Annotated in this window: 16 protein-coding genes; 4 read left to right on the top strand and 12 right to left on the bottom strand. The window is 66.3% G+C overall.

Annotation, left to right across the window (positions count from 1 at the left end; genetic code table 11):
- Window positions 1-171: 171 nt before the first annotated feature.
- Window positions 172-2,685, top strand: a complete 2,514-nt coding sequence (locus VGK20_04650; protein HEY2773326.1) for a sulfatase — start codon at window positions 172-174, stop codon at window positions 2,683-2,685.
- 170 nt (window positions 2,686-2,855) lie between these two features.
- The gene (locus VGK20_04645) at window positions 2,856-4,958 is read left to right on the top strand and encodes a pectin acetylesterase-family hydrolase (protein ID HEY2773325.1); all 2,103 of its coding nucleotides are present in this window, start codon (window positions 2,856-2,858) and stop codon (window positions 4,956-4,958) included.
- 80 nt (window positions 4,959-5,038) lie between these two features.
- On the opposite strand, the gene VGK20_04640 is transcribed toward VGK20_04645, so the two are convergent.
- The 5 genes from VGK20_04640 to VGK20_04620 all read right to left on the bottom strand — a co-directional run bounded on the left by VGK20_04640 (window position 5,039) and on the right by VGK20_04620 (window position 10,647).
- A complete protein-coding gene (locus VGK20_04640) occupies window positions 5,039-6,070 on the bottom strand; it encodes a cysteine synthase A (GenBank protein ID HEY2773324.1) in 1,032 nt (343 codons plus the stop codon).
- Window positions 6,071-6,170: 100 nt separating this feature from the next.
- On the bottom strand, window positions 6,171-7,259 hold the full coding sequence (locus tag VGK20_04635; GenBank protein HEY2773323.1) for a glycosyltransferase family 1 protein: 1,089 nt from the start codon (window positions 7,257-7,259) through the stop codon (window positions 6,171-6,173).
- 12 nt (window positions 7,260-7,271) lie between these two features.
- Window positions 7,272-8,249, bottom strand: coding sequence for a hypothetical protein (locus tag VGK20_04630; GenBank protein ID HEY2773322.1), 978 nt, complete (start codon window positions 8,247-8,249; stop codon window positions 7,272-7,274).
- A 5-nt stretch (window positions 8,250-8,254) separates the two neighbouring features.
- Window positions 8,255-9,919 carry a hypothetical protein gene (locus VGK20_04625; protein HEY2773321.1) on the bottom strand — a complete coding sequence of 555 codons (1,665 nt, stop codon included), beginning with the start codon at window positions 9,917-9,919 and terminating at the stop codon, window positions 8,255-8,257.
- Entirely contained in the window at window positions 9,916-10,647 is a 732-nt protein-coding gene (locus tag VGK20_04620) for an ankyrin repeat domain-containing protein (GenBank protein HEY2773320.1), read from the bottom strand. The genes VGK20_04625 and VGK20_04620 overlap by 4 nt, the downstream gene beginning before the upstream one ends.
- 108 nt (window positions 10,648-10,755) lie before the next feature.
- Between VGK20_04620 and VGK20_04615 the strand changes: the two genes are divergently transcribed.
- On the top strand, window positions 10,756-13,059 hold the full coding sequence (locus VGK20_04615; GenBank protein HEY2773319.1) for a thioredoxin domain-containing protein: 2,304 nt from the start codon (window positions 10,756-10,758) through the stop codon (window positions 13,057-13,059).
- Between the two features lie 8 nt (window positions 13,060-13,067).
- Here VGK20_04615 and VGK20_04610 read toward each other — a convergent pair whose 3' ends face one another.
- The 5 genes from VGK20_04610 to VGK20_04590 all read right to left on the bottom strand — a co-directional run bounded on the left by VGK20_04610 (window position 13,068) and on the right by VGK20_04590 (window position 16,956).
- Window positions 13,068-13,760: a hypothetical protein gene (locus VGK20_04610; GenBank protein HEY2773318.1), complete on the bottom strand. Its 693-nt coding sequence runs from the start codon at window positions 13,758-13,760 to the stop codon at window positions 13,068-13,070.
- Complete coding sequence (locus VGK20_04605) at window positions 13,757-14,314, bottom strand: DinB family protein (GenBank protein ID HEY2773317.1); 558 nt, start codon at window positions 14,312-14,314, stop codon at window positions 13,757-13,759. Before VGK20_04605 ends, VGK20_04610 begins: the two co-directional genes overlap by 4 nt.
- Window positions 14,315-14,324: 10 nt before the next feature.
- On the bottom strand, window positions 14,325-15,500 hold the full coding sequence (locus VGK20_04600) for a PQQ-dependent sugar dehydrogenase (GenBank protein HEY2773316.1): 1,176 nt from the start codon (window positions 15,498-15,500) through the stop codon (window positions 14,325-14,327).
- Between the two features lie 30 nt (window positions 15,501-15,530).
- Window positions 15,531-16,091 (bottom strand): LDL receptor domain-containing protein, encoded by a 561-nt coding sequence (locus VGK20_04595; GenBank protein HEY2773315.1) that lies wholly within the window; start codon window positions 16,089-16,091, stop codon window positions 15,531-15,533.
- A 622-nt stretch (window positions 16,092-16,713) separates the two neighbouring features.
- A complete protein-coding gene (locus VGK20_04590; GenBank protein ID HEY2773314.1) occupies window positions 16,714-16,956 on the bottom strand; it encodes a hypothetical protein in 243 nt (80 codons plus the stop codon).
- Window positions 16,957-17,154: 198 nt separating this feature from the next.
- On the opposite strand from VGK20_04590, the gene VGK20_04585 reads away from it, so the two are divergent.
- Complete coding sequence (locus VGK20_04585) at window positions 17,155-17,970, top strand: DUF1566 domain-containing protein (protein ID HEY2773313.1); 816 nt, start codon at window positions 17,155-17,157, stop codon at window positions 17,968-17,970.
- Between the two features lie 77 nt (window positions 17,971-18,047).
- Here VGK20_04585 and VGK20_04580 read toward each other — a convergent pair whose 3' ends face one another.
- Together VGK20_04580 and VGK20_04575 are read right to left on the bottom strand one after the other, a co-directional pair.
- On the bottom strand, window positions 18,048-19,646 hold the full coding sequence (locus VGK20_04580; protein ID HEY2773312.1) for a DUF4215 domain-containing protein: 1,599 nt from the start codon (window positions 19,644-19,646) through the stop codon (window positions 18,048-18,050).
- 321 nt (window positions 19,647-19,967) lie between these two features.
- Window positions 19,968-20,156, bottom strand: a complete 189-nt coding sequence (locus tag VGK20_04575; GenBank protein HEY2773311.1) for a DUF4215 domain-containing protein — start codon at window positions 20,154-20,156, stop codon at window positions 19,968-19,970.
- Between the last annotated feature and the right edge of the window lie 848 nt (window positions 20,157-21,004).

Genomic DNA, 21,004 nt, shown 5'->3' with positions numbered 1-21,004 from the left:
GAGGCAACGTTTTCTCCGGTTGCGCATTCTGCGGCGAATTCGATGAGATCCGCGTCAAAACACGCTTGCGCGCCGGGTCCGGGAACTGCGCAGGCGCCTCGCGGGCTTGCGAACAAAGCGCGAAGGCCGGTCGCGTTCGCCGGATCGGGCGCGGATCCCGGCTCGCGCGCAGTGACGCACGCCCCCGTTGGTGCGGGCTACTCCAGGATTGCTGCGCCCCTGATTGCCGTTCTCGCGCTGGCTGCGCTCGCTGTCCTGCTGCCGTCGCCGGCGGCAGCGCAGCTTTCGGACGCCGTCGCGATTCGCGCCGAAGCCGACCGCATCGTCGCGCGCAATCATGAGCTTTCCCGCCGCGCCGGCACCGGATTCGAGCACGGCGTCCTCGATGCCATTCGTCGCTCTTGCGCGGCACGCCACGTGACGCGCCTGGACGAAATCGTGCCGGTTGCCGTCTCGGGCAAAGCGTCGCCCGCGCCCGCGCAGCGCCTGGTCACTCTCGACTTTTCGATCAAGGACGGCGCGGCGCCGTGCCGAGCCGTCGAAGGCGTCGACAAGCAAACCATCGCGTCCTGCAACGGCGACGGTCTCGTACTGGAAAAAGGACAAGTGCGAACGACGACCGCGATTGCGGTGGCGCGCGGTGAGGTCGGCACGATCGAGATCGACGCGACGACGACGGCACCCGGACAGATCCTCGTCGGCTGGAGCGAGGCAGCCGATGCCCCGCGCCTGCGACGCAACAACTCTCGCATCGAGCTGTCCGGCGACGGCCGCATGCACACGTACACGATCGACGCGGGCAGCGCGCTCGCGCGAGGCCTGGCAGCGAACGCGTCGGTGAGGCGATTCTTCGTCGCTTCGCGAAGCGACGCGAAAGTCGTCGTGGCAGGCTTCCGCGTGCTCGGCCACGCCGGGCGTTTCGGCGCCGCCGCGTTCGGCACGCGAAGCGAAGAGCGCGAAGGCGAGCTCCGCAGCGTGCTTTTCTCGAGACCGGCTACAGGCCTGGCGTTCGACGTCGACGTTCCCGCGACGCAGCCGGTGCTGGAGACCGGCCTCGGTGTGGTCGGGCAGGACGCCGCCGTCGAGTTCGAGGTCGCAATCGAAGAGGTTGCGAGCACCGCCTCTGCAGCGACCGTCCCGACAGAGCGCAGTGCCAGTGATGCAGCGCCCGGACCGCCGGATTCGAAGAACGTGCTGCTCAAGCGCCTCGTGCACGAGGGTCCGTGGCAGGACGTCGCGCTGGATCTCGGCGGCTGGGCCGGAAAGCGGGCACGGATCACGCTGTCGGTTCGCGGCAGCCCGGCTGCGGTCGGGCTGTGGAGCTCGCCGCTGGTGCGCCCGCGCCTCGGCGACGTCAAAACCGAGCCGGTGCTCGTCGTTCTCGAAGACGCGCTGCGCGCCGACCGCCTGTCGGTGTACGGCGGACCCGTCGCCTCGCCGGCGCACCAGCGGGTTGCCGCCGCCGGCGTCGTCTTCGAACGGGCCTTCGCGCAGGCGACCCAGACCCGATCGTCGGTTCCGTCGCTGATGACGTCGCTTCTTCCGAGCGCCACCGGCGCCTGGGACTTCTCGGACTCGCTTTCGGATCGTTACGTGACGCTGGCCGAAGCGCTGAGGGCCTGCGGTTTCGCAACGGCGTCGTTCATCCAGAACGGCAACGCCGGGCGCTACGCCGGGCTCGCCCAGGGATTCGACGTCGTGTTCGACGACGAAAGGAGCGACGCGCGCCCGGCCGACCTCGTCGCGGCTGGATCACCGCTCGATCGCTGGATCACGAAGCAGCGGGGGCGCCCGTATTTTGCCTACGTGCATTTTCTCGATCCGCACGGGCCTTACGATCCGCAACCGCGCCCTGCCCTGCCCGATGCGGGCCAGGAGCCGGAGCTCCTGCGCGATCGCTCGATCGATGCCGACTGGATCGAGCATCCGCGTGCGAGTGCGCGCCGCGCGCTCTACGACGCCGAAGTCGCGACGAACGACCTCGCTCTCGGCACGCTGCTCGACCGCCTGGCGGCGCTCGGCGATCTCGACCGCTCGGTGCTTGCGGTGCTTGCGGACCACGGAGAGTTTCTCGGCGAGCACGGCGGCATGTGGCGCCACCATTTTCCGGCGTACGTCGAAGTTGCGCGCGTGCCGCTGCTGATGCGCGCACCCGGCGCGACGCCTGCGCGCATCGCGCAGCCGGTGGCCCTGCTCGACGTCATGCCGACGCTGCTCGCTCTCGCATCGATCGACCCGGCGCCGCTGGTGATGCACGGCCTGTCGCTGGCGTCCGTGCTTCGTGGAGGAAAGGCCCCCGCGCGAGCGATTCCCGCAGAAGAAATGCTTCTCAATGGCAGTGAGCGTCGCGCCGCCGGTTGCGGTTCATTCGCGACGCCGTCCTCGCTGTGGCTGCGCTCGTGCACCAGGGACGCCGACTACTCGGCCGGGCGGCTGCTGCCTGTACCCTCGTCGGGGCCTGCTCCGCTTCGGCGCATCGACCTCGGTACGGCGCAGTTCGCCGTCGAGGATACGCAGGCTGGACTCTCCGAGAAGATCGTCGACGCGGCGATCTCCGCCGCTCTCGACCAGATCCAGACGTCCGGGATCGCGGCGTGGAAGCAGATGACGGCAGGGGAATCGACGACAGCGCCGGCCGACAAGACCACCACCGAGCGACTTCGCGCCCTCGGCTATGCCGAATGACGCATCGCGTGAGGAATCCTGGCTAAGCGGATTCCGTCACGCAGCACGACATTTCGTTGACTTGTCCCATGCGAGGCGACTAAGTGTGCGGGTGCGCTCGGGGAGGACGTGCAGCAGTGGGCTGTACGGCGCCTCCCGCCCAACTTTCGTTCATTGAGGAGAGGTAAATGATGTTCGCATCCAGACTCTCGGCTGTCGCTGCGGCGACTGCCGTTGTCCTGGCGGTGGCGACTGCCGCCCAGGCTGGAGGCTATGCCGGCAACGGCTGCGTCTCCAAGAAACAGGCCGCGCTCGGCAAGTACGCTTCGTCGGTCGGCAAGGCCTGGGACAAGTTCCCGTCGGATACGGCCTCGCGAAACACTGCGATCGCCGACGCGTTCACCAAGCTCGACGGCGCGTGGACCAAGAACGAAGCGAAAGCCATCAGCAAGCAGACAAGCTGCAGCGAATCGACATCGACGTCGACGGCTGCGAGCGACTCAGTCAACTCGACCGTCACCGGCCTGGGCACTGCTGCGGACCGCGACGCCGTGACGAGCTACATCGCCGCCGTGATGAAGGCAGAAGGAAAGTACATCAAGGACCCGACCAAGGATCCCGGCAAGGCGACACTGTCGACCGCACTCGACGCGGCCGGCACCGACAAGCTGGGTTCGGCCAGCCCCGGTGCAGTGACCGCCGCCAACCAGTTGCAGGCCGATCTCGTCGAGGACACCACGGACGCACCCGACTATCCGACGACGTTCCAGGGAATCTCGCCGGCGGTCTGCACCGCCAACCTCTGCGGCGGCAGCCAGAACGCCTGCACGCAGAACAGTGACTGCGAAACCGTCACCTACGGCAAAGACGAGTTGACTCCTAAGTGCGTGGACGGAGACCCGTACATGTACTTCGCGAAGAAGGGCACCAGCAACAACGTCGTCATGTACTACCAGGGCGGCGGCGCGTGCTGGAGCTACGACTCCTGCTTCAACATCCAGACCATCCCGGGGCAGGGCAGCATCTGCAAGCGAACCGTCTCTGCGGGCGACAACCCCGACCTGAGCACGACCGGGTTCGCCAATTACGACAACCCGGCCAATCCCTTCCACGACTGGAGCGTCGTGTTCATCAGCTACTGCACCTGCGACGTGCACTGGGGCGACAACCAGCAAAACTACGGCGGCAGCCCGCCGCATATCGCCTTCCATTTCGGGCACCAGAATTCCCAGGTCGTCGAGAAGTGGGCGCGCGAGCACTTCCTCGATCCGGACCGCGTCTTCGTGACCGGCTCGAGCGCCGGCTCTTACGGTGCGCTGATGAACTCGTACTACCTGATGAAGAACGTCTGGCCGAACTCCGACTTCTCGGTGCTCGGCGATGCAGGCGTCGGCGTCATCACCAAACAGTTCCTCGCGAGCTACATCGACCACTGGGGAGTCGACAAGCACTTCCCGACCGACCTGCCCGGCGTCGCTCCGCCGGCCAGCAATCTGTCGCTCGTGCAGCTGATCGACGGATTGGCGAGCAAATACCAGGGCGCGCGCTTCGCGAACTACGACAGCTCGTACGACGGCGGCAGCGGCAGCCAGTCGCAGTTCTTCCAGGTCATGCGTCACGACCCGACGCCCGCTGGCGGCCTCCTCAACGCCGCTCCCAAGTGGGCGAACTTCTGGGAATCGACGTGCGACTGGAACCAGTGTGCGACCGAGTTCAAGGCCGCCAACTCCACCCGGGCAGTGTCGCACGGCGGCAACTACCACTTCTTCACGGGTGCCGGTTCCCGCCACACGATCTTCGGCTCGGACAAGGTCTACACGGAGACCAAGAGCACGCGCAGCACCGACCACATGCCGGTGACGTTCGTGGACTGGGTCAACTCGATGATCGCGGACGATTCGAACTGGGTCGACACGGACTGCAAGAACTCGGGCGGCGATTGCTCGCTGACCGACTCCTGCCAGGGTGGCACCAACGCCGGCCTGCACTGCTCCAAGAAGTGCTCGGGCGGCACCAACGATACCGGGGACTGCCTGAACACCAGCGAGTGCCCGGGTGGTGGAACCTGCAATACGAGCAACGTGGACTGCCCCGGTGGCAGCTGCCAGCTCGACGCAGATACGACCAATGCACCGTTCGCCGACAACAACACCGTCACGTGCGCCCCGGAATCGTGTCCGTGCGGCTCGGCCAACGGCCGATGCTTCGACGGAAGCGACGCAGGCTCGGTGTGCACGTCCAACGCCGACTGCACGAACGGCGCCTGCTCGTGGGTGAACTGCCCGGCTCCGTAGCCGGACCGCCGGCAGCGATCGGAGATCGCTGAGGAAACAAAGGGCCGGCTCCGCTCACGCGGAGTCGGCCCTTTTTTCGATCAGCCCGCCCCGCCCGCTGCGGATTCCATGGTGTCCAGCCACGCCGGCGCCGGCAGACCCTTGGAGCGCAGGAACTCGGCGTTGAACATCTTGCTCTGGTAGCGTTGCCCGCCGTCGGCGAGGATCGTGACGATCGTGTGGCCGGGGCCGAGGTCCCGCGCCAGGCGGATCGCGCCGGCGACGTTGATGCCGGTCGAGCCGCCGACACACAGGCCTTCGTCGCGAAGCAGCGAGAACACCACGGTGAGCATCTCGTCGTCCGGAATCTGGAAGGCCAGGTCCACAGGCGCGCCCTCGATGTTGCGGGTTACCCTGCCCTGCCCGATTCCCTCGGTGATCGACGAGCCGCTCGACTCGAGCACTCCGCGCGTGAACCACGCGTACATCGCAGCTCCGAGAGGGTCGGCCAGCGCGATCTTCACGTCCGGCTTCTTCTCCTTGAGGAAAGTCGCGACGCCGGCAAGGGTGCCTCCGGTGCCGATCGCGGAGACGAAACCGTCGATGCGCCCCGACGTCTGCTCCCAGATCTCGCGTCCGGTCTGGCGGCAATGGCCTTCGCGATTGGCCGTGTTGTCGAACTGCTGGGCCCAGACGGCGCCGTGCGGCTCGGTTTTCGCCATTTCCGCGGCCAGGCGCTCGGAGACGTGCACGTAGTTGCCGGGATCCTTGTACGGCACCGCTTTGACGAGGCGAAGGTCGGCGCCGAACAGGCGCAGCGTTTCCTTCTTCTCGTTGCTCTGGGTCTCCGGCATCACGATGACGGCGCGGTAGCCCCGCGCGGCGGCCACCAGCGACAGGCCGATCCCGGTGTTGCCCGCCGTGCCTTCGACGATCACGCCGCCGGGCTCGAGCAGGCCGCGCTTTTCGAAATCCTCGACCATGAACCACGCCGTGCGGTCCTTGATGGAGCCGCCGGGGTTGAGGAACTCGGCCTTGCCGAGGATCTCGCAGCCGGTGGCCTCGGACGGACCCTTCAGGCGCAGCAGCGGCGTATTGCCGATGGCACCGACGAAACCTTCGCGAACGTTCATGCTCATCTGACTGTGCGACCTCGCCTTTCGGGAAGCTTGGCGGGAACTTTTCCGGAGGGGGACCCTAACGGCCCCGCCTTTGCGGTACAATCGCCACCGGTCACCGGCTCGCCGCCTGGCGTAGCGCCGCGAGCGTGGCGCGGGCCTCGTCGGCGCGGGTCCAGGCGCCGGGGGCAATGCGCGCGCGCGTCGTCGAGGCCAACGCCGCACGAAGCTGCTCGGGCTCGCGGAAATCGATGCGCTGCACGCCCTCGGTGCCGTTCTCGTCGAACACCGCCAGGTCGGACGCGACGACGCGCGCTCCGAGCGAAGCCGCTTCGATGAGCGGCAGCCCGAACCCTTCGAAGCGTGACGGGAACACCACCGCGGCGGCGTGCGCGTAAAGGGAATCGACGACGTCGTCCGTCACGTACCCGAGATGCAGCACGCGGTGTGCGATGCCGAGCATCTTCGCGTGCGCGCGAATGCGCCGCCAGTGCGACGTCTTCTGGCCGGTCAGCACGAGGCGCAGCGGCCCGCGCGCGATCACCAGGTACGAGAACGCATCGAGCAGCTCGACGTGGCCCTTGTGCGGATGCGTAACGGCCGGGTAGTACAGGTACGGACCGGACACCGGCGGCAACGCGATCGTGCCGCGATCGCGAGCAGGCGGACAGCCCGGCCGGATCACGCACACCTTTTCATGCGCCAGGCCCGCGAGAGAGACCAGGTCGTCGCGAGTCGTCTCGGACAACGCGATCACGCTGGCCGCTTTCGAGAGGCTGTACGGATAGATCGCGCGACGAAAAACGCGATCGGCGAAGCGGATGCTGCGCGGGCTCGCGAGGTGCTGCACGTCGCCGACCGTCGCGACCGCAGGAGCCGACACCATCTTCGGAAACAGCGAGATCTGCGGAAACAGGACGGCGTCCGGACGCAGATCGCCGAACACCTTTTCGAGAGCGCGGTCCTGCCAGGAACTGAACGCTTCGGCCGCGCGCCGTGCGACGAGAGCCCCGTCGCCGGCGTCGACGATTACCCGCTCCAGCCCCGGCGTCTGCACGGATTGCGCAGTATCGCGCCCGATGACGACGACGACTTCGTCGCCGCCCATCTGCCCCGGAAGGGCGGCGAGCAGGCTGCGAAGCCAGTTCTCCGTGCCGCCGATGCGGCCGGCTCGAAGCGCCAGGAGGCTGATGACGAAGCGCAAGAGCGTTGCGCTTCAGTGCGAGGTCGGCGCCTCGAAGGCTGCCGACGCAGCGGACGCTTCCAGCGGAAGCTCGCAGCTGCAGATCGCGCTGAACGGCTCCATCGAGCTCCCGAAGGTCACGCACGGCGCTTCCGGAAGATAATGATGACGCTCCATCGCGTCGCTCTGGCGCTGCGCCGCTACGGTCTGGTGCTCGAACTCGTGCGTGAGCGCGAGCTCGGCGCTCGGCAGCGCGATCACGTGGTAGTGCATCAGGCCGTTGCTCGAGCCTTCCTTGTAGTACGCGAGCTCTCCGTTGCGGGCCATCTGGTCGAGCAGGAATTCCATCCGCTCCTGGCGCTCCAGCGGCATCTGCGAGCGCGCGATGTCGAACGCAACGCCGAGGACGTGCGTAGGCGGCACGCCTTCGCGCGTCTTGTCGGCATTCGGATTCACGTCGGCCAGTCGCAGCTGGTATTCCCACGTACGCACCAGGCTCGTGATCTCCAGAGGCTGGTACGCCTGGCCCTCGATCAGCCGCATGCGTGCGGCGACGCGGTAGAGAAGACCGGCAGCAGGCTTGGTCAGGCGGCACAGCAGCGTCTGGCGATACGCGTCCTCTTCGAGCTCGCCGATGCGCGAGGCACCTTCGAGACGAAGCACAATGCCGCGACCCACCGGGTCCGACGGCACGTCGACGAGGCGACCGACCTGGTAGGCGCGCTCGAGATCCTGCCAGTCCTGGATCCACATCCGCTCGACGAGGTCGTCGGGGAATTCGCGAAGCAGCGTGTCGCGGTCGGCGGTCTGATGGATCGATGCGTTGTTGTCGCCGTAGTCTTCGGGGCGCACGTTGATGACTTTCGGCCCGCGAGTGACGGTGTGGCCGGACGACAGGGTGCCTCCGGCAAAAGAGCCGAAAGGTTCGCCCGCGGCCGAGGCGGTCTTCACGGCGAGGGCCAGCGACGCGGCCACGGCGGCGGCTGCAACGGTAGAAGTCTTCCAGGGCACTGGTTTCAGTGTAGCGATTCCTGTCGCTTTGTCAGGGGGGTTCGCGGCGGAGCCGGGCTTTTGACCGGGAGCTGGCGCAATCTTGCCGGAAGTTGCGGTCTTTCCCAGTCCGCCCCGCCGCGAATCAGCGGTGTCGGCGGCGAAAGCTCCGCAGGAGGTCCCAGCCGCCGCCAGTCGTCGGCCTGAGCGGCCTGTGGCGCAACGCGTCGCCACACCATCACCAGCTGCTCGGCAAACGCCGGCGGCGTGATGTCGACGTACCCGTCCGCGAGATACCCGTTGCCACCCGGCAACGCGCCGCGCGTGTGCACGATGATCTCCGGCATGAGGCCTCGCGCGACGGGACGGTACGTTTCGAACGGGGTCTCCGCGCGGATGTCGTCGTAGAACAGCCCGTACGGCACATGGTTGTCGAGGTGCGCGAGGCCGAGAAGATGCACGGCGCCGTACGCCCAGACGCTGCCGTACTGCTCGTGCCAGATGCGCACCACATCGGCGATCCGGCGCTGGTCCTGCCACGTGTACGCGGGCGGCCGCCGGTGCGCGGCGTCGTAGCGGATCTGCAGCACCAGCGCGACGGCGACGGACGCAACGACGATCCATGTTCGCGCCGCGCCCGCGATGCTCTCGCCTCCCCCTCCTTTCTTTGCGCCTGCGATTCGAGCAACGAGCGCACCCGTCGCAAGGGCGAAGTACGGATCAGGGAAAAACAGGTCGGGCACGCCCTGGTGATCGTACAGCGTGAACAGCGTCGCGCCCGCTCCCCCGGCGAGCACCGAAAGCGCTCCCGGCGTGCTCCGCAAAGTTGCCAAAGCATTTCGCGGCGAACGCAGCGCCCGAACGGCGAGCACGATCGCAAACAGCGCGGCCGCCGCCGGAACGATTCGATGCTCGTCGGGATCGGCTTCGGTGAGCACGAATCTCAGCGACTCGAGCAGCCTGGTGGGCGGGTGCACGCTGGCCAGCGGAAGTACGAGCACCTGGTAAATCTGCTGCGCGAGCACCCCGTGCCATGCGAAGTACGATTCGCACAGCACGGTCGGCACGGCGGCGGCAATTGCGATTCGCACGGCCCTGGCCGGCCCTCCGCCACGACCGACCAGGCCTTCGAGCACGACGGCAGCCACTACGAGCAGCACCGGCTGCCAGCACGCGAACGCGGCACCGGCGGCCAGGCCCGCGACGATCTCGTTTCGCGACCAGGCCGTGCCGCGGCGGATTCTCGTCATCGCGACATGCGCGAGCAGCAGGAACGTGACCACGAAGATCTTGACGTTGTTGCCGGCCGCCGTGTGTTCGGTGAAGGCCCGGACGGCAAGAAGCGACATCGCCGCCGCGTGGCCGGCGACGACGCTGCCGCCCAGCGTGCAGCCCAGCTCGGCAATGAGCGCCACCGATGCGGCGGTAAAAGCGATGCTGATGAAGCGGGAACTCGGTACGTCGTCGATCCCGACGGCGCGTCCTGCATCGATCGCGGCTGCCGTCAGCAGCACGCCGAGGTCGGATTTCGAGTCAACGTGGGAGACGTGCGGCGGCACTCCGGAGGCTGCACGCTCGGCCATGTAGAAGTAGAGCTGGTTGTCGGCAATCAGGGGCCGCGTCAGCGGATCGAGCGCGAGGCAGTAGAGCGCGGTACCCGCGGCCCACGCGGCGAGCATCCAGCTTTTCACCGCACTGGTCCGCTTTTGCCCGCCGCCTTCGCGGCATCCAGCAACGAGACGAGGTCGCTGCGCCCGGCGGCCTCGGCCAGGTCTCGAGCCGTCGCTCCGTCACGGTCGCGAATGGAAAGATCCGCGCCGCGATCGATGAGGAGAATCGCAAGGAGGCTTTGACCGGAAAGCGCGGCGTAGAACATTGGCGTGCGCCCGTAGCGGTCGATCGCATCCACGCGCTCGACACAGCGGTCGCCGTCACGCCGAGGCGCCGCCAGGAGAAGCCCCGCGGCGACTTCGCGGCCGTTGTCCACGGCAGCAAACAAAGGAGTCCACGACGGAGCGGTCGCCGTCTGGACGCGAGCGTCCGGGTCGGCGCCGAGCTCGATCAGTGTTTTCGCGGCATCGACAGCGCCGGCAGCGGCGGCCGCGAACAATGCGGTCGTGCCGCCCGTGCCTGGTGCATCGACCGCGACTCCTCGCGAGACGAGATAGCGCACTGCTGCCGGCGAATCGGCAGCGGCGGCGAGCACGAGCGCGTCCGCGTCGCCGAGGCCCGCCTCATGCCAGTCGGCGCCGCCGAGGATCGCCGCCGCGAATGCGCTCCTTTCGTGCGCGTCGATCGCGTCGCGAAGGGGCGTCGCCGATGCGCCGGGTTCATCGGCAGCGCCACGGCCGGCGAACGCAAGAAGGACGACGGCCGCCGTCGCGGGCACCAGCGCCAAGAGGGATCGGATCGCCTTCACACGGTGATTCCCGGCGGACGAGGACTCGGCCAGTCATGCTTGCACCCCGAGGCGAGGTCAAAGCAGGCGGCGACTTTGTTCGGAGCCTGCCAGCCGATAGACCAAAGCGTGGCCGTGCTGCGCGCCGTCATCCTTGCAGTCGTCGCGATCGCAGCGGGATGCACGAGTCCAGCTGCCCCGACGCCGCCGGCTGCTGCGACGATGTCGTCGTTACCCGGCGCCGAACCCTTCGATGCACCCACCGCCGCGGCGCTGGCCGCCGCACGAAGCGGCGAGAGCGCCGCCGCCTTGACGCGCGTCCACCACCGCAGCGCCGACGGATCACCGTCGTACACGAACCGCCTCGCCCTCGAGTCGAGTCCTTACCTGCTCCAGCACGCGCACAATCCCGTCAACTGGTACCCTTGGGGCGACGAGGCATTCGCCGCCGCGCGCCGCCTGCACCGCCCGGTGTTCCTGTCGATCGGCTACTCGACGTGCCACTGGTGCCACGTGATGGAGGAAGAATCCTTCGAAGACGAGGAAATCGCCCGCTTCCTCAACGAGCACTTCGTCGCGATCAAGGTCGACCGCGAACAGAGGCCGGACCTCGATGCGATCTACATGGCAGCCGTCCAGGCGATCAGCGGTCGCGGCGGATGGCCGATGTCCGTCTGGGTCGATGCCGACCGACGTCCCTTTTACGCCGGCACGTATTTTCCTGCGCGCGACGGCGACCGCCCGGGCGCTACCGGCCTGCTGACCGTATTGCAGAAGATCGACAGCACGTGGCGGGACCACGCCGCAGATCTCGCCAAAGACGCCGCCGAGCTGGCCGCACGCGTGCGCAGCGAGCTCGAGGCCACGAGCTCCGCCACGAGGGCGGACTCGGCATTCGCGCCCTCTGTCGCTGCCGCAGCGACGTTCGCGGCGCTGCGCAGCCAGGCGGTGGCTGCCTACGATCCCGTGCACGGCGGCGTGCGCGCAAGGATGAAGTTCCCGAGCTCGCTTCCCCTTCGCGCGCTCCTTCGGCTCGGCAGCGACGCCGATGCAATGTCGATGGTCACGCGGACGCTGGATGCGATGTCGGCCGGGGGAATCCACGACCAGCTCGACGGAGGGTTTCATCGCTACAGCACCGATGACGCCTGGCTCGTGCCCCATTTCGAGAAAATGCTCTACGACAACGCGCTGCTCGCCGTTGCGTATCTCGAGGCATTCCAGGCCACAGCGCGGCCGGCTTACGCGGATGCAGCGCGCGGAATCCTCGAATGGGCGGCGACAACGATGACGTCGCCCGATGGGTGTTTTTTCTCGGCCCTCGACGCCGACAGCCCCGGTCCGGACGGCCGGCCGGCCGAAGGTTTCTACTATACGTGGACTCCCGAAGAAGTCGCCGCGGCGCTCGGCGCCACGCGCAGTGCGATGTTCGACGAAGCGTACGGTGTAACGGCGGGCGGCAACATCGACGGACGAAGCGTGTTGCACGTTGCGGAGCCGTTGTCCGCGCTTGCGACGCATTTTTCGCTCAGCGAGGAACAGGTCGCCAAAGCTCTCGAAGACGATCGTCGCGACCTCCTCTCCGTACGAAGCCGCCGTGCTGCGCCGATTCGTGACGAAAAAATCGTCACTGCGTGGAACGGCCTCATGATTTCCGCGATGGCGCGCGCATCGGTCGTGCTCGATGATCGCAAGTGGAACGCTGCGGCCTCGCGCGCCGCCGACTGCGTGCTCGGCGATTTCGCCCGCAGCGGCCGTCTCACTCGCAGCATCGCTGGCGGCAAGCGTCAGGACGAGGCTTTTGCCGACGACTACGCATTCGTCGAGGCCGGACTTCTCGACCTGTTCGAGAGCGGGGACTCCGCCGGCAGGCTCGATCAGGCACTCGCTCTCGACAGGGTTCTCGCGAAAGATTTCGAGGACAGCGCCGGAGGCCTGTTCCGAACGGCCGCCGGATCGCAGGGCCTGCTGGCGCGGGAAAAGCCCGTCGGCGACGGCGCCGAGCCGTCAGCCGGCGCAGTGCATGCATCGAATCTTCTTCGCCTGGCCGAAATTACCGGCGACCAGGCGCTGCGCGATCGCGCCACCAAAACACTGGCGTCGATGGCCACGCGCGCCGAGGCCGAGCCGTTGTCGTTCGGCGAGACCCTCGTCGCGCTGCACTTCGCTGCTTCGCTTCCAAAGGAGATCGTCCTCGTCAGCGACTCCGACCGCGCCAGCCTCGAGCCGTTTTACCGAGAGATTGCCAAAGCCTTCGTACCGGACCGCGTGATCGTACCGGCCGCGAAAGACTGCGCCGGCGCCGCATCGAGTCCTCTCGTCGAGGACAAGAAGACCAAAGACGGCAAGCCCACTGCCTACGTCTGCCAGGCGAGGGTCTGCGAGCTGCCGACGACGGATCCCACGGTATTCGCAGCGCAGTTGCGGCGTTGAAAACCTCGCTACGAATTGCGCCGCACGCGAATCGAGACAGCTCCTGGAGAACCGAAGTCGGCGGTGACGAGGTCGCCCGCCTCGACGCGCGCCGGATTCGTGCACGCGCCGCAGATCAGCCAGTCGCCGGCAGCGATTGCGTGCCCGCGCGGCGCCAGGAACGCCACCACGGACGCGACGAGCCCGACCAGATCGGACGGCACCAGCGACGGATCGGGAATTCCGGCGATCTCGTCCCCTTTGACGAACCGCGGACAGCCGTCGCCGATCGCCGGCACCGTCTCCAGCGGCGCCAGTGAGCCGACGACGAAGCCGGCATGAAAGCTCGACGACGCGGCGAGGCTCTCGAGGTCGAGCTTTGCATCTTTCCAGTCGACCAGCTCGAGGGCAGGCGCCGCCCCGGCAATCGCTGCGCGGATCGCGCGGTGGTCCGCACCCGGTGCGATGGCCCGCCCGAAACGAAGCGCAATTTCCGGCTCGACCGCGGGCACGCTCGTTTCGCCGACTACCCATTCACCGCCGTCGTCCAGTTGCAGGGCGCCATTGAGAAAACCGGGAAACGACGACGTGAGGCCGAGCCGCTTCTGCATGCGCAGGTCGTTGATGCAGATTTTCCATCCTGCGCGCGGCATGCCGGCGGTCAGGCGTCGCGCGAGCTCGGCGTGCTGCCGTGCGATTCCCCGCTCGAGTGCATCGCTCACGCGGGCGTCCCACTCGTGGCGGCTTCTTCACGCATCATCGCCAGCAGATCGGTGACTCCCGGATCGCGCCCGAGCTGAAACAGCAGCGTCGTGACCTGGCCGCGATGGTGGGTCTGGTGGTTGAACAGGTGCGTGAGTGCCCACCACATCGGATGACGTTGCGCGATGCCCTTGGTCGTGCGGTAGGAGATCTCGCGCTCGAGGTCGTCGGTCGAAAGCGCGTCCACCCACTGCTGCATCGCCGCGTCCAGCGCCGTGCGACGGCGCTTCAGCAGGTCGAAATCCTCATAGAGTACGCTGTCGAGACCGGCCGGCTTCAGCTCTTGACCGTCGGCCCCGCGAGGAACGGCCTCGCCCAGGCCGGGAGCACAGCGATGCAGCCACACGCAATCGCAGAGGATGAGATGATTCAGCGTGCGATGCACCGATCCGAAATAAGCCCCGAGCTCGCGACGGCGCTCGTCTTCGGTGAGGCCCGCGGCGACCTCGTAAAGCCGGGCGTTGAACCAGCGGTTGTAGCGGACCTGGGTGCGATAGATGTCGCAGGCGTCCATGGCAGATGTCTCACTGCTCCTTCGCGGCGCGCGTATATGCGATCCGGTAAATGAAGCCCGATCTGTCGTCGCTCACGTAAAGCGCGCCGTCGGGTCCGACGGCCAGGCCGACCGGGCGACCGAATACCCGGGTCGCGCCCTCGTTGGCAAATCCCGTCGCGAAATCCTCGACCGGACCGGCCACCTTGCCGTCCTGCATGTGCACGCGCACGACCTTGTAGCCGGTCGGCACTGAGCGATTCCACGAGCCGTGGAACGCTACGAACAGGTCACCGCGATATTCGGGCGGAAATTTCGTGCCGGTATAGAACGCGAGCCCGAGCGGCGCCGAATGCGCCTGCAGCTTGATCGCCGGCTGCGCGACGCCGCTGCACGAGCCGGGCCCGCCGAAGTCGGGATCGACGAGGTCGCCCGCGTTGCAGCGCGGCCAGCCGAAGTCGTCGCCTTCGTGGACGATGTCGACGGTATCGGGCGGAAGATCGTCGCCGAGCCAGTCGCGACCGTTGCAGGTGGCCCACAGCTCACCGGTCACCGGCTCGAATGCCAGGCCGACGGCGTTGCGCAGCCCGCGCGCGAACACTCTCTCTCCTTTCTTGCCTTCGCCGGGACCGTCGTAGACGACGATCGATGCGCGCCTCGGGTCGTTCTCCTTGCAGACGTTGCAGCTCGAGCCGACCGACACGAGCATGCGCCCGTCGTTCAGGAAGAGGACGGTGCGCGTGCTGTGGCCTTCGGTCGCATAGTCGTCGATGAGGACACGCCGGCGGTCGGCCTTGCCGTCGCCGTCGCGGTCTTCCAGCTCGATGACGCCGGTAGGAACTCCGGCGTACAGCTTGCCGTCGTGCCAGACCACCGAGTGCGGCGACGGCACCGACGCGGCGAACTCGCGCACTTCGTCGCCGACGCCGTTGCCCCTGGAGTCATGCAGCGCGACGATGCGGTTCTTGCCGCTTTCGGCGACGTAAAGGCGCCCGTCGGGACCGAACGTGAGAAAACGCGGACCCGACAGGCCCTGCGCGTAAACGGTAGCGGAAAATCCGGGAGGGACGACGAGGTTGGCACGTCCGCCCGGCGCCATCAGGCCGGCGATCGATACGCCGCGGCCCCACGTGAACAGCTGCCAGGACAGCAACGCGAGCGCCGCGACGAGGAGCCAGGTTGCTCCCCTTTTTCGCAGCGTCGTCACGCCAGCATCCGACGTCGCCTCGCCGACGCGTCAGTTTCCCTGGTCGTTGCCGGTTGCCGTCGCGGTATCGTTTCCGGTGCCGGGATTGATCGGGCAATCCAGTGCTCCGCAGTTGCTCTCGTCCGAGCCGTCGGCGCACTGGACGGTGCCGTCACAGACCTCGTTGCCCTTGATCTGGATGAACTGGCTGCAGTCGTAGTGCGGGATCTCGCAGCCCTTCTCGTCCGAGCGGTCGGCGCAGTCGTCGCTGCCGTCACACTGGAGCTGGGGATCGATCTGTTCGCCGTTGTCGCAGGTGAACACCGTGCCGCCGAAACAGTGGTTGGTGCACGTGGTTTGGACGCCGAAACACGCGTAGTCGGAAATCTGGCCGCAGGTGGCCTGCTCCATGCAGCCGAGCAGGCAGTCGTCGATCTGGCGCTCGGGCTGGGAATAGCAGTTCATCGTCCCGCCCGAGAAAATGCCGCACTTTTCCTCGATCTTGAGGATGGAGCGGCAGCTGCTCTTGCCCCGTTGCCGATGGGCCGTGCCGGCACAGTCGGAGACGAGCAGCAGCGAGAAGATACAGATCAGTCCGAGCGCGCGATTCATGGGTTCCCCCTCTACCTTTGCCTGCGGCGCCGGGCCCCGGGCCCGCGCGCAGCCTGCCTGCGCAGACCTTGACCCGGACCAACCCGCCCGAGCAAGGCCCCTGCGGCGGCAGGTTCGCGAAAACCCTATCTTTCGTCACGGGCTGTGGGAAATGCGGGATGCGGGCGCTCTGCATAACTGCCAGGAGCGACGCGAGGAGTGCCGATCCCACGAAGCGAAACTGCGGAGCGGCGCGGCGCGGCGGGCGGTCTATCGGCCGCGGCGGCCGGCACACCGAGACCGGGCGGGCCGCCGGGCCGTCGTTTCGGGCGGTGACGCCATTCTCTCGACCCCGCCGGTCGCAAGGGCCGGCTTGGCGATCGCCGAGGTCTGGCGGAGGGGAAATTGGTGGGGGCGCCAGGGGTCGATTGCCAGCGGGCGCCGGAAGCGCACCTCGACCCGGGGCCCACGGTTCGTTCGGGCGACGATCGGGGCAAGCGCTATTGGCGGGAGGACGTCACTACGGCGTGGACTTGTCGAGGGTGACAGCGTGACAACCGCTTCCCGCATTCTGTTTTGAGCCTGACTGGTAGGTGACACCTTGCTCAATGTCGCGCATCAGCACGTTGGCGCGGAGCGAATCTCAAGCGGTTGTCACGTTGTCGGGGCCGGGAAAGACCCGCCTATGGTTCCGCTCTCTTTGCCATCCAATCAACACGCGAAATACCAGGACGACGAAGACCGAAGCCCAGATTGCCGCGCCGTCGCCGCCGATCGGTGCGATGCACCGAAAACTCAGGCCAAAAACAAAGATGGACGCCCATCCCAAAGGCGAGATGGATTGGAGAACGAGCACGACGAGCAGTGCAATCAGGAAGAAGTACATCGACGCTCCCAGCATTGGCGCGTGCTGGTCCGAGCGCAAGCGGGAGGCGGAAGGCCAGCAATGGAACAGCGCAGTGGGAGACCACGTTGCATCGCGCGCTTTGGCCAAGATATGAGGTGTCCCCTCGTTCCCACGGGGGCGGTCCCGGTTCCGCGGACTGACCCGCACTGCAGCGACAAACTGAACGGGAGGGCCCGCGTGCGAAGCGTAGCGTCCGGCCTCGTGGCCATCGGCATCCTATTTACGTGCGGTTGCGCGACCGAGCACATCCCGGCTACCGGCCAGACGACGAGCTACGGCGCAGGCGACGACGGCGCGGTGCGCGCCGGTGCAGCGCAGTCATTCACCGACAACCACGACGGCACAATCACCGACAACAACACTGGCTTGATGTGGGAGAAGAAGGTGCAAGGCACCGGCGGCGGCAAACGCTGCACGGATGAGACGGGAGTCTGCGCCAATCCGCATAACGCGGACAATAAGCTACAAGGTACCAGCCTCGGCAGACGCTGCCGGGATGAAACGGGAACCTGCGCGAATCCGCATAACGCGGACAACAAGTATACCTGGTCGGCTGGGGTGTGCTGCTCTCAGACCGCGTACGACGGGACGGTGAAGACGATCTTCCTCAACCAGCTCAACAACCGATGCAACCACAATACCGCGGTGGTTTGCGCCTCCAACGCGGATTGCAGCGCTCTGGGAGGAGCCTGCGGTTTCGCCGGGCATCGCGACTGGCGGCTGCCGAACAAGAACGAGTTAGCGAGTATCATCGACAACGGCACGGACTCGCCGGCACTCAACGTGGCATTCCACGGTGCGAACTGCGGGCCGGCATGTACGGACTTCACGAACCCGGGATGCAGTTGCGACGCTTCGTCGGGCTATTGGTCCGGTTCCACGATCTCGGGCCTTCCGGCCGTCGGATGGGGCACGAACACGGAAGGCGGCAACGCGGACGTCAACAACAAGACGACCAACTGTAACGCTCGTGCTGTCCGCGGTGGTTTTTGAGCTGGCACGCGCAGACACCGCCACCGCCGGCTGCGCCGACGGGCTCGCCGCCTAGGCCCTAGTACCCGGTCTTAAGGTCACAACCCTGGCGGGCAATTCGGAGTTCCAGGAATACCGATGGCGGCCCTCAGGATCGCGAGAGCATCGAGTATCGTAACACGGCCGTCTCCATTGAAGTCGCAACGCGCCAGTACGCAGTTGGCAGTGCCAGCGGAGGCCCTGAGGGCGAGCAGGGCGTCCGCAATGGTGACTTCGTCGTCTCCGTTGGCGTCGCAACACCTGTCGTTCGGACAGATGCCCGAACTTCCATTGCAGGTCTCGACGGCATCACAGATCCCCGTCGTAACTCGACACGGAGTTCCGGCCTCGGCAATCGCGCTTACGCAATTGCCGAGGCCATCACAGACATCCGAAGAACACAGACTCCCGTCAACGATGCATGGGGTGCCCATCGATGCTTTCTCGTCCGCCGGGCAATTCTCGGTGAACCCATCGCAGTATTCGGGCATATCGCAATCCGCACACTCCGCGATGCGAGTGCCGAAATCACGTCCTCGTGGTTCGCCATTCGTCACAAAGCCGCAATCTACGTATGCATCCAAAAAAAAGTTTTGTGGCGAGGCCGAGTAGATGCGTACGGTCGCAAAACCCAGAACCTTCACTGCTCCGCTCGGGCTCTGACAGGACCCGGGGCTGTCATAGACGGCCACAGCGGTTGACCATATCCCGTTCGCATCCGCTTTCGCCTTGTAAAGACTCCAAATGTTGTTGAACTCTGTATCAATGCTGCCGTTCGCAAAATTATAGAACGTACGGTCGGCTTCTGTTTCCGGACTCACGTACGTGCCCGCTTTTAATCCGGTCAGGATCGTTCCGAGCCTGGCAGCACTCGACGGATACACCGTAAAGGTATGCCAGCCCGCGCAGCTATCTATCGAGCCGACTGGATACAGCCGGATCTTGGAGTCGGGTCCGCAAGCATGGAACTGGAACCAAGCGGACGAAATGGCAACCGGGATCGAAATGGTTCCGGCGGGGACGCTTCGCGGTGAGCACTCCGGACCTTTACGTTCGGCTCTGCAGAGCGTTCCCGCGTTGCCCGCATCGTGGATGCATTCGCCAGTCTCATTGCAGAGGTCCGTAGTGCAGGGGTTGCCGTCATCGGAGCAGTCCGAACCAGCCGGCTCTCGCAGACACTGAGGCGAGCAGCAATCGCCGGCAACGGTATTGCCGTCGTCGCACTCCTCGCCGTTACCCGGATCCGTTACCCCGTCGCCGCACCTCGGATTCTCGCAGCTTGTGCGACACGCATCGGGAGTGGTATCGGAATTGTCTGGCCCGTCGTCGCACTGTTCGTTACACTGGACGATGCTGTCACCGCAGAACTCGATCTCACAAAACGAACTGCATCCATCGCAGTTGGCAACATTGCCGTCGTCACACTCTTCGTCGGGCTGTTTAATGCCGTCGCCGCACTCTCCGCTCGTTTCCAGGATGGAAGGCCTTGAAGCCGGGCGGCCCCAGCCCGACGTCTGGCGCGCCATGCGGTCGTCACTTACTGCGCGACTCCCGGTGATCTGGTTCGCGCGAGACAACTGCGGTTCGTCAGCCGCGCTCACCGCGTTTCCCGCAAACACGGTCGTCACGAACGGCGAAACCGCGAAAGCGAAAAACATCCATCGCACCAATCCGCGGCACCACATATGGCCTCCATGCCGGCTCGCGACTTCGCAAGCGCGCGAGTCGGCGTGCCCCATGAAATCCCGTGAGTCGAGGTGGGGCCATTCTCCACGCATACACCGCACACACCGCCGAAATCGCTGCTCCTGCCCCGGGCGTTCGCGCGACGCCATCGGCAGCGTACCAGCCTGCTCAAGAGGACGTAAGGGGTGGTCGTTCGGCGGCGACGCTCTTGGCGAGCTGGGCTGCCGACCTGCGGCGGCTCCCTGTAGCCGGTTTGCCGCCCGTGGTTGATGTCACAACGTGGTCCGCGTGTCCTACTGCTCTTTCCGGCACCGATCGTCGCACCCGTCACCATTGACGGTATTGCCATCGTCGCAAGTCTCCGAACAACCGATGACACCGTCGCCGCAGTAGCATGGCTGGATCAGCGCGTGGATCTCCAGCGCCGATGGCCCCGTAAGCCCGATCGAGTTGTTGGTAGTAGAGGACGTCGTGGCCGGCATGCAGGCGAGCACCTCAAGCCGAGGAACCGCGACACCGTGAAGGCACGGCTCATGGACCGCGCAGTCAATCGGGCCACGACAAGGTTTGTGGCTTGTGCTGCAGTACCTGCCGAGCGGCGAAGGACGCCCCTCCCGACTGACGCGGGGTCCGAAACATGGGAGCCTTTCGCTGATGCATGCGCCAGCGTTGTTGCCCTGGCAGGTTGCGTCGTCCGTGCATGGCCGCTGCGGCTCAAGCTCGCAGTGTTGGGTTAGAGTCTGATTGCACTGCTCAGGCAGCCAGGCGCCACATTGGAACCCGTCATCTGAGCATTGGTTGGGCTTCTGTTGTGGCGCGTTCGCTGCCGTCGCGATACCGCTGCCCGCCTGGCAGGCCTGGCCGGCCGGGCAGTCGCTCTCATCAAAACACGGCTGGGACGGGTCATCGTCGCAGAAGCCGCAGTGGCACCAGTATCCGCAGGTCACCGGCAGGGCCGGCCACGCGACGCATGGCCCTTCGTCATCGCAGGCAGCGTCGCTCTTGCACGGGCGACCGCTGTCGCCGGCGCAGCGACGGCAGTCGTCATTGCTTGAACACGGGGTCTCCAGGTCAGTGCATTTCCCATTGCCGAGCAAGGGATTCGACCCGAACGAGACGTTGGCACACGGGAGCTGGGCGGTCTTCTCCACTCGGTCGGTCGTCATGCGAACTCGGCCCAGCGGAATCCCTGGTTCACCGGAGTCGGCCTGCGGCTCCGGCGGACATTCAAACGATGTTCCTCCAAACTCCTGGTCTACAGCGTCTACATTACAGACTGACCCACTGGCGGGACCGCCCTCGCACGCAAAGCTGTCACCGATCACCGGGG

The sequence above is a fragment of the Candidatus Binatia bacterium genome, assembly GCA_036493895.1.
In the GTDB taxonomy this organism is placed as follows: Bacteria; Desulfobacterota; Binatia; order UBA1149; family CAITLU01; genus DATNBU01.
Note: the sequence above shows the minus strand (reverse complement) of the source record. Positions and strands in the feature narration are given on the sequence as shown.

Coding starts and splice junctions, on each gene's coding strand:
- VGK20_04645 (HEY2773325.1), top strand. CDS start 2,856: ATGTTCGCATCCAGACTCTCGGCTGTCGCTGCGGCGACTGCCGTTGTC.
- VGK20_04640 (HEY2773324.1), bottom strand. CDS start 6,070: ATGAACGTTCGCGAAGGTTTCGTCGGTGCCATCGGCAATACGCCGCTG.
- VGK20_04605 (HEY2773317.1), bottom strand. CDS start 14,314: ATGGACGCCTGCGACATCTATCGCACCCAGGTCCGCTACAACCGCTGG.
- VGK20_04595 (HEY2773315.1), bottom strand. CDS start 16,091: ATGAATCGCGCGCTCGGACTGATCTGTATCTTCTCGCTGCTGCTCGTC.
- VGK20_04590 (HEY2773314.1), bottom strand. CDS start 16,956: ATGTACTTCTTCCTGATTGCACTGCTCGTCGTGCTCGTTCTCCAATCC.
- VGK20_04580 (HEY2773312.1), bottom strand. CDS start 19,646: ATGTTTTTCGCTTTCGCGGTTTCGCCGTTCGTGACGACCGTGTTTGCG.
- VGK20_04575 (HEY2773311.1), bottom strand. CDS start 20,156: ATGCCGGCCACGACGTCCTCTACTACCAACAACTCGATCGGGCTTACG.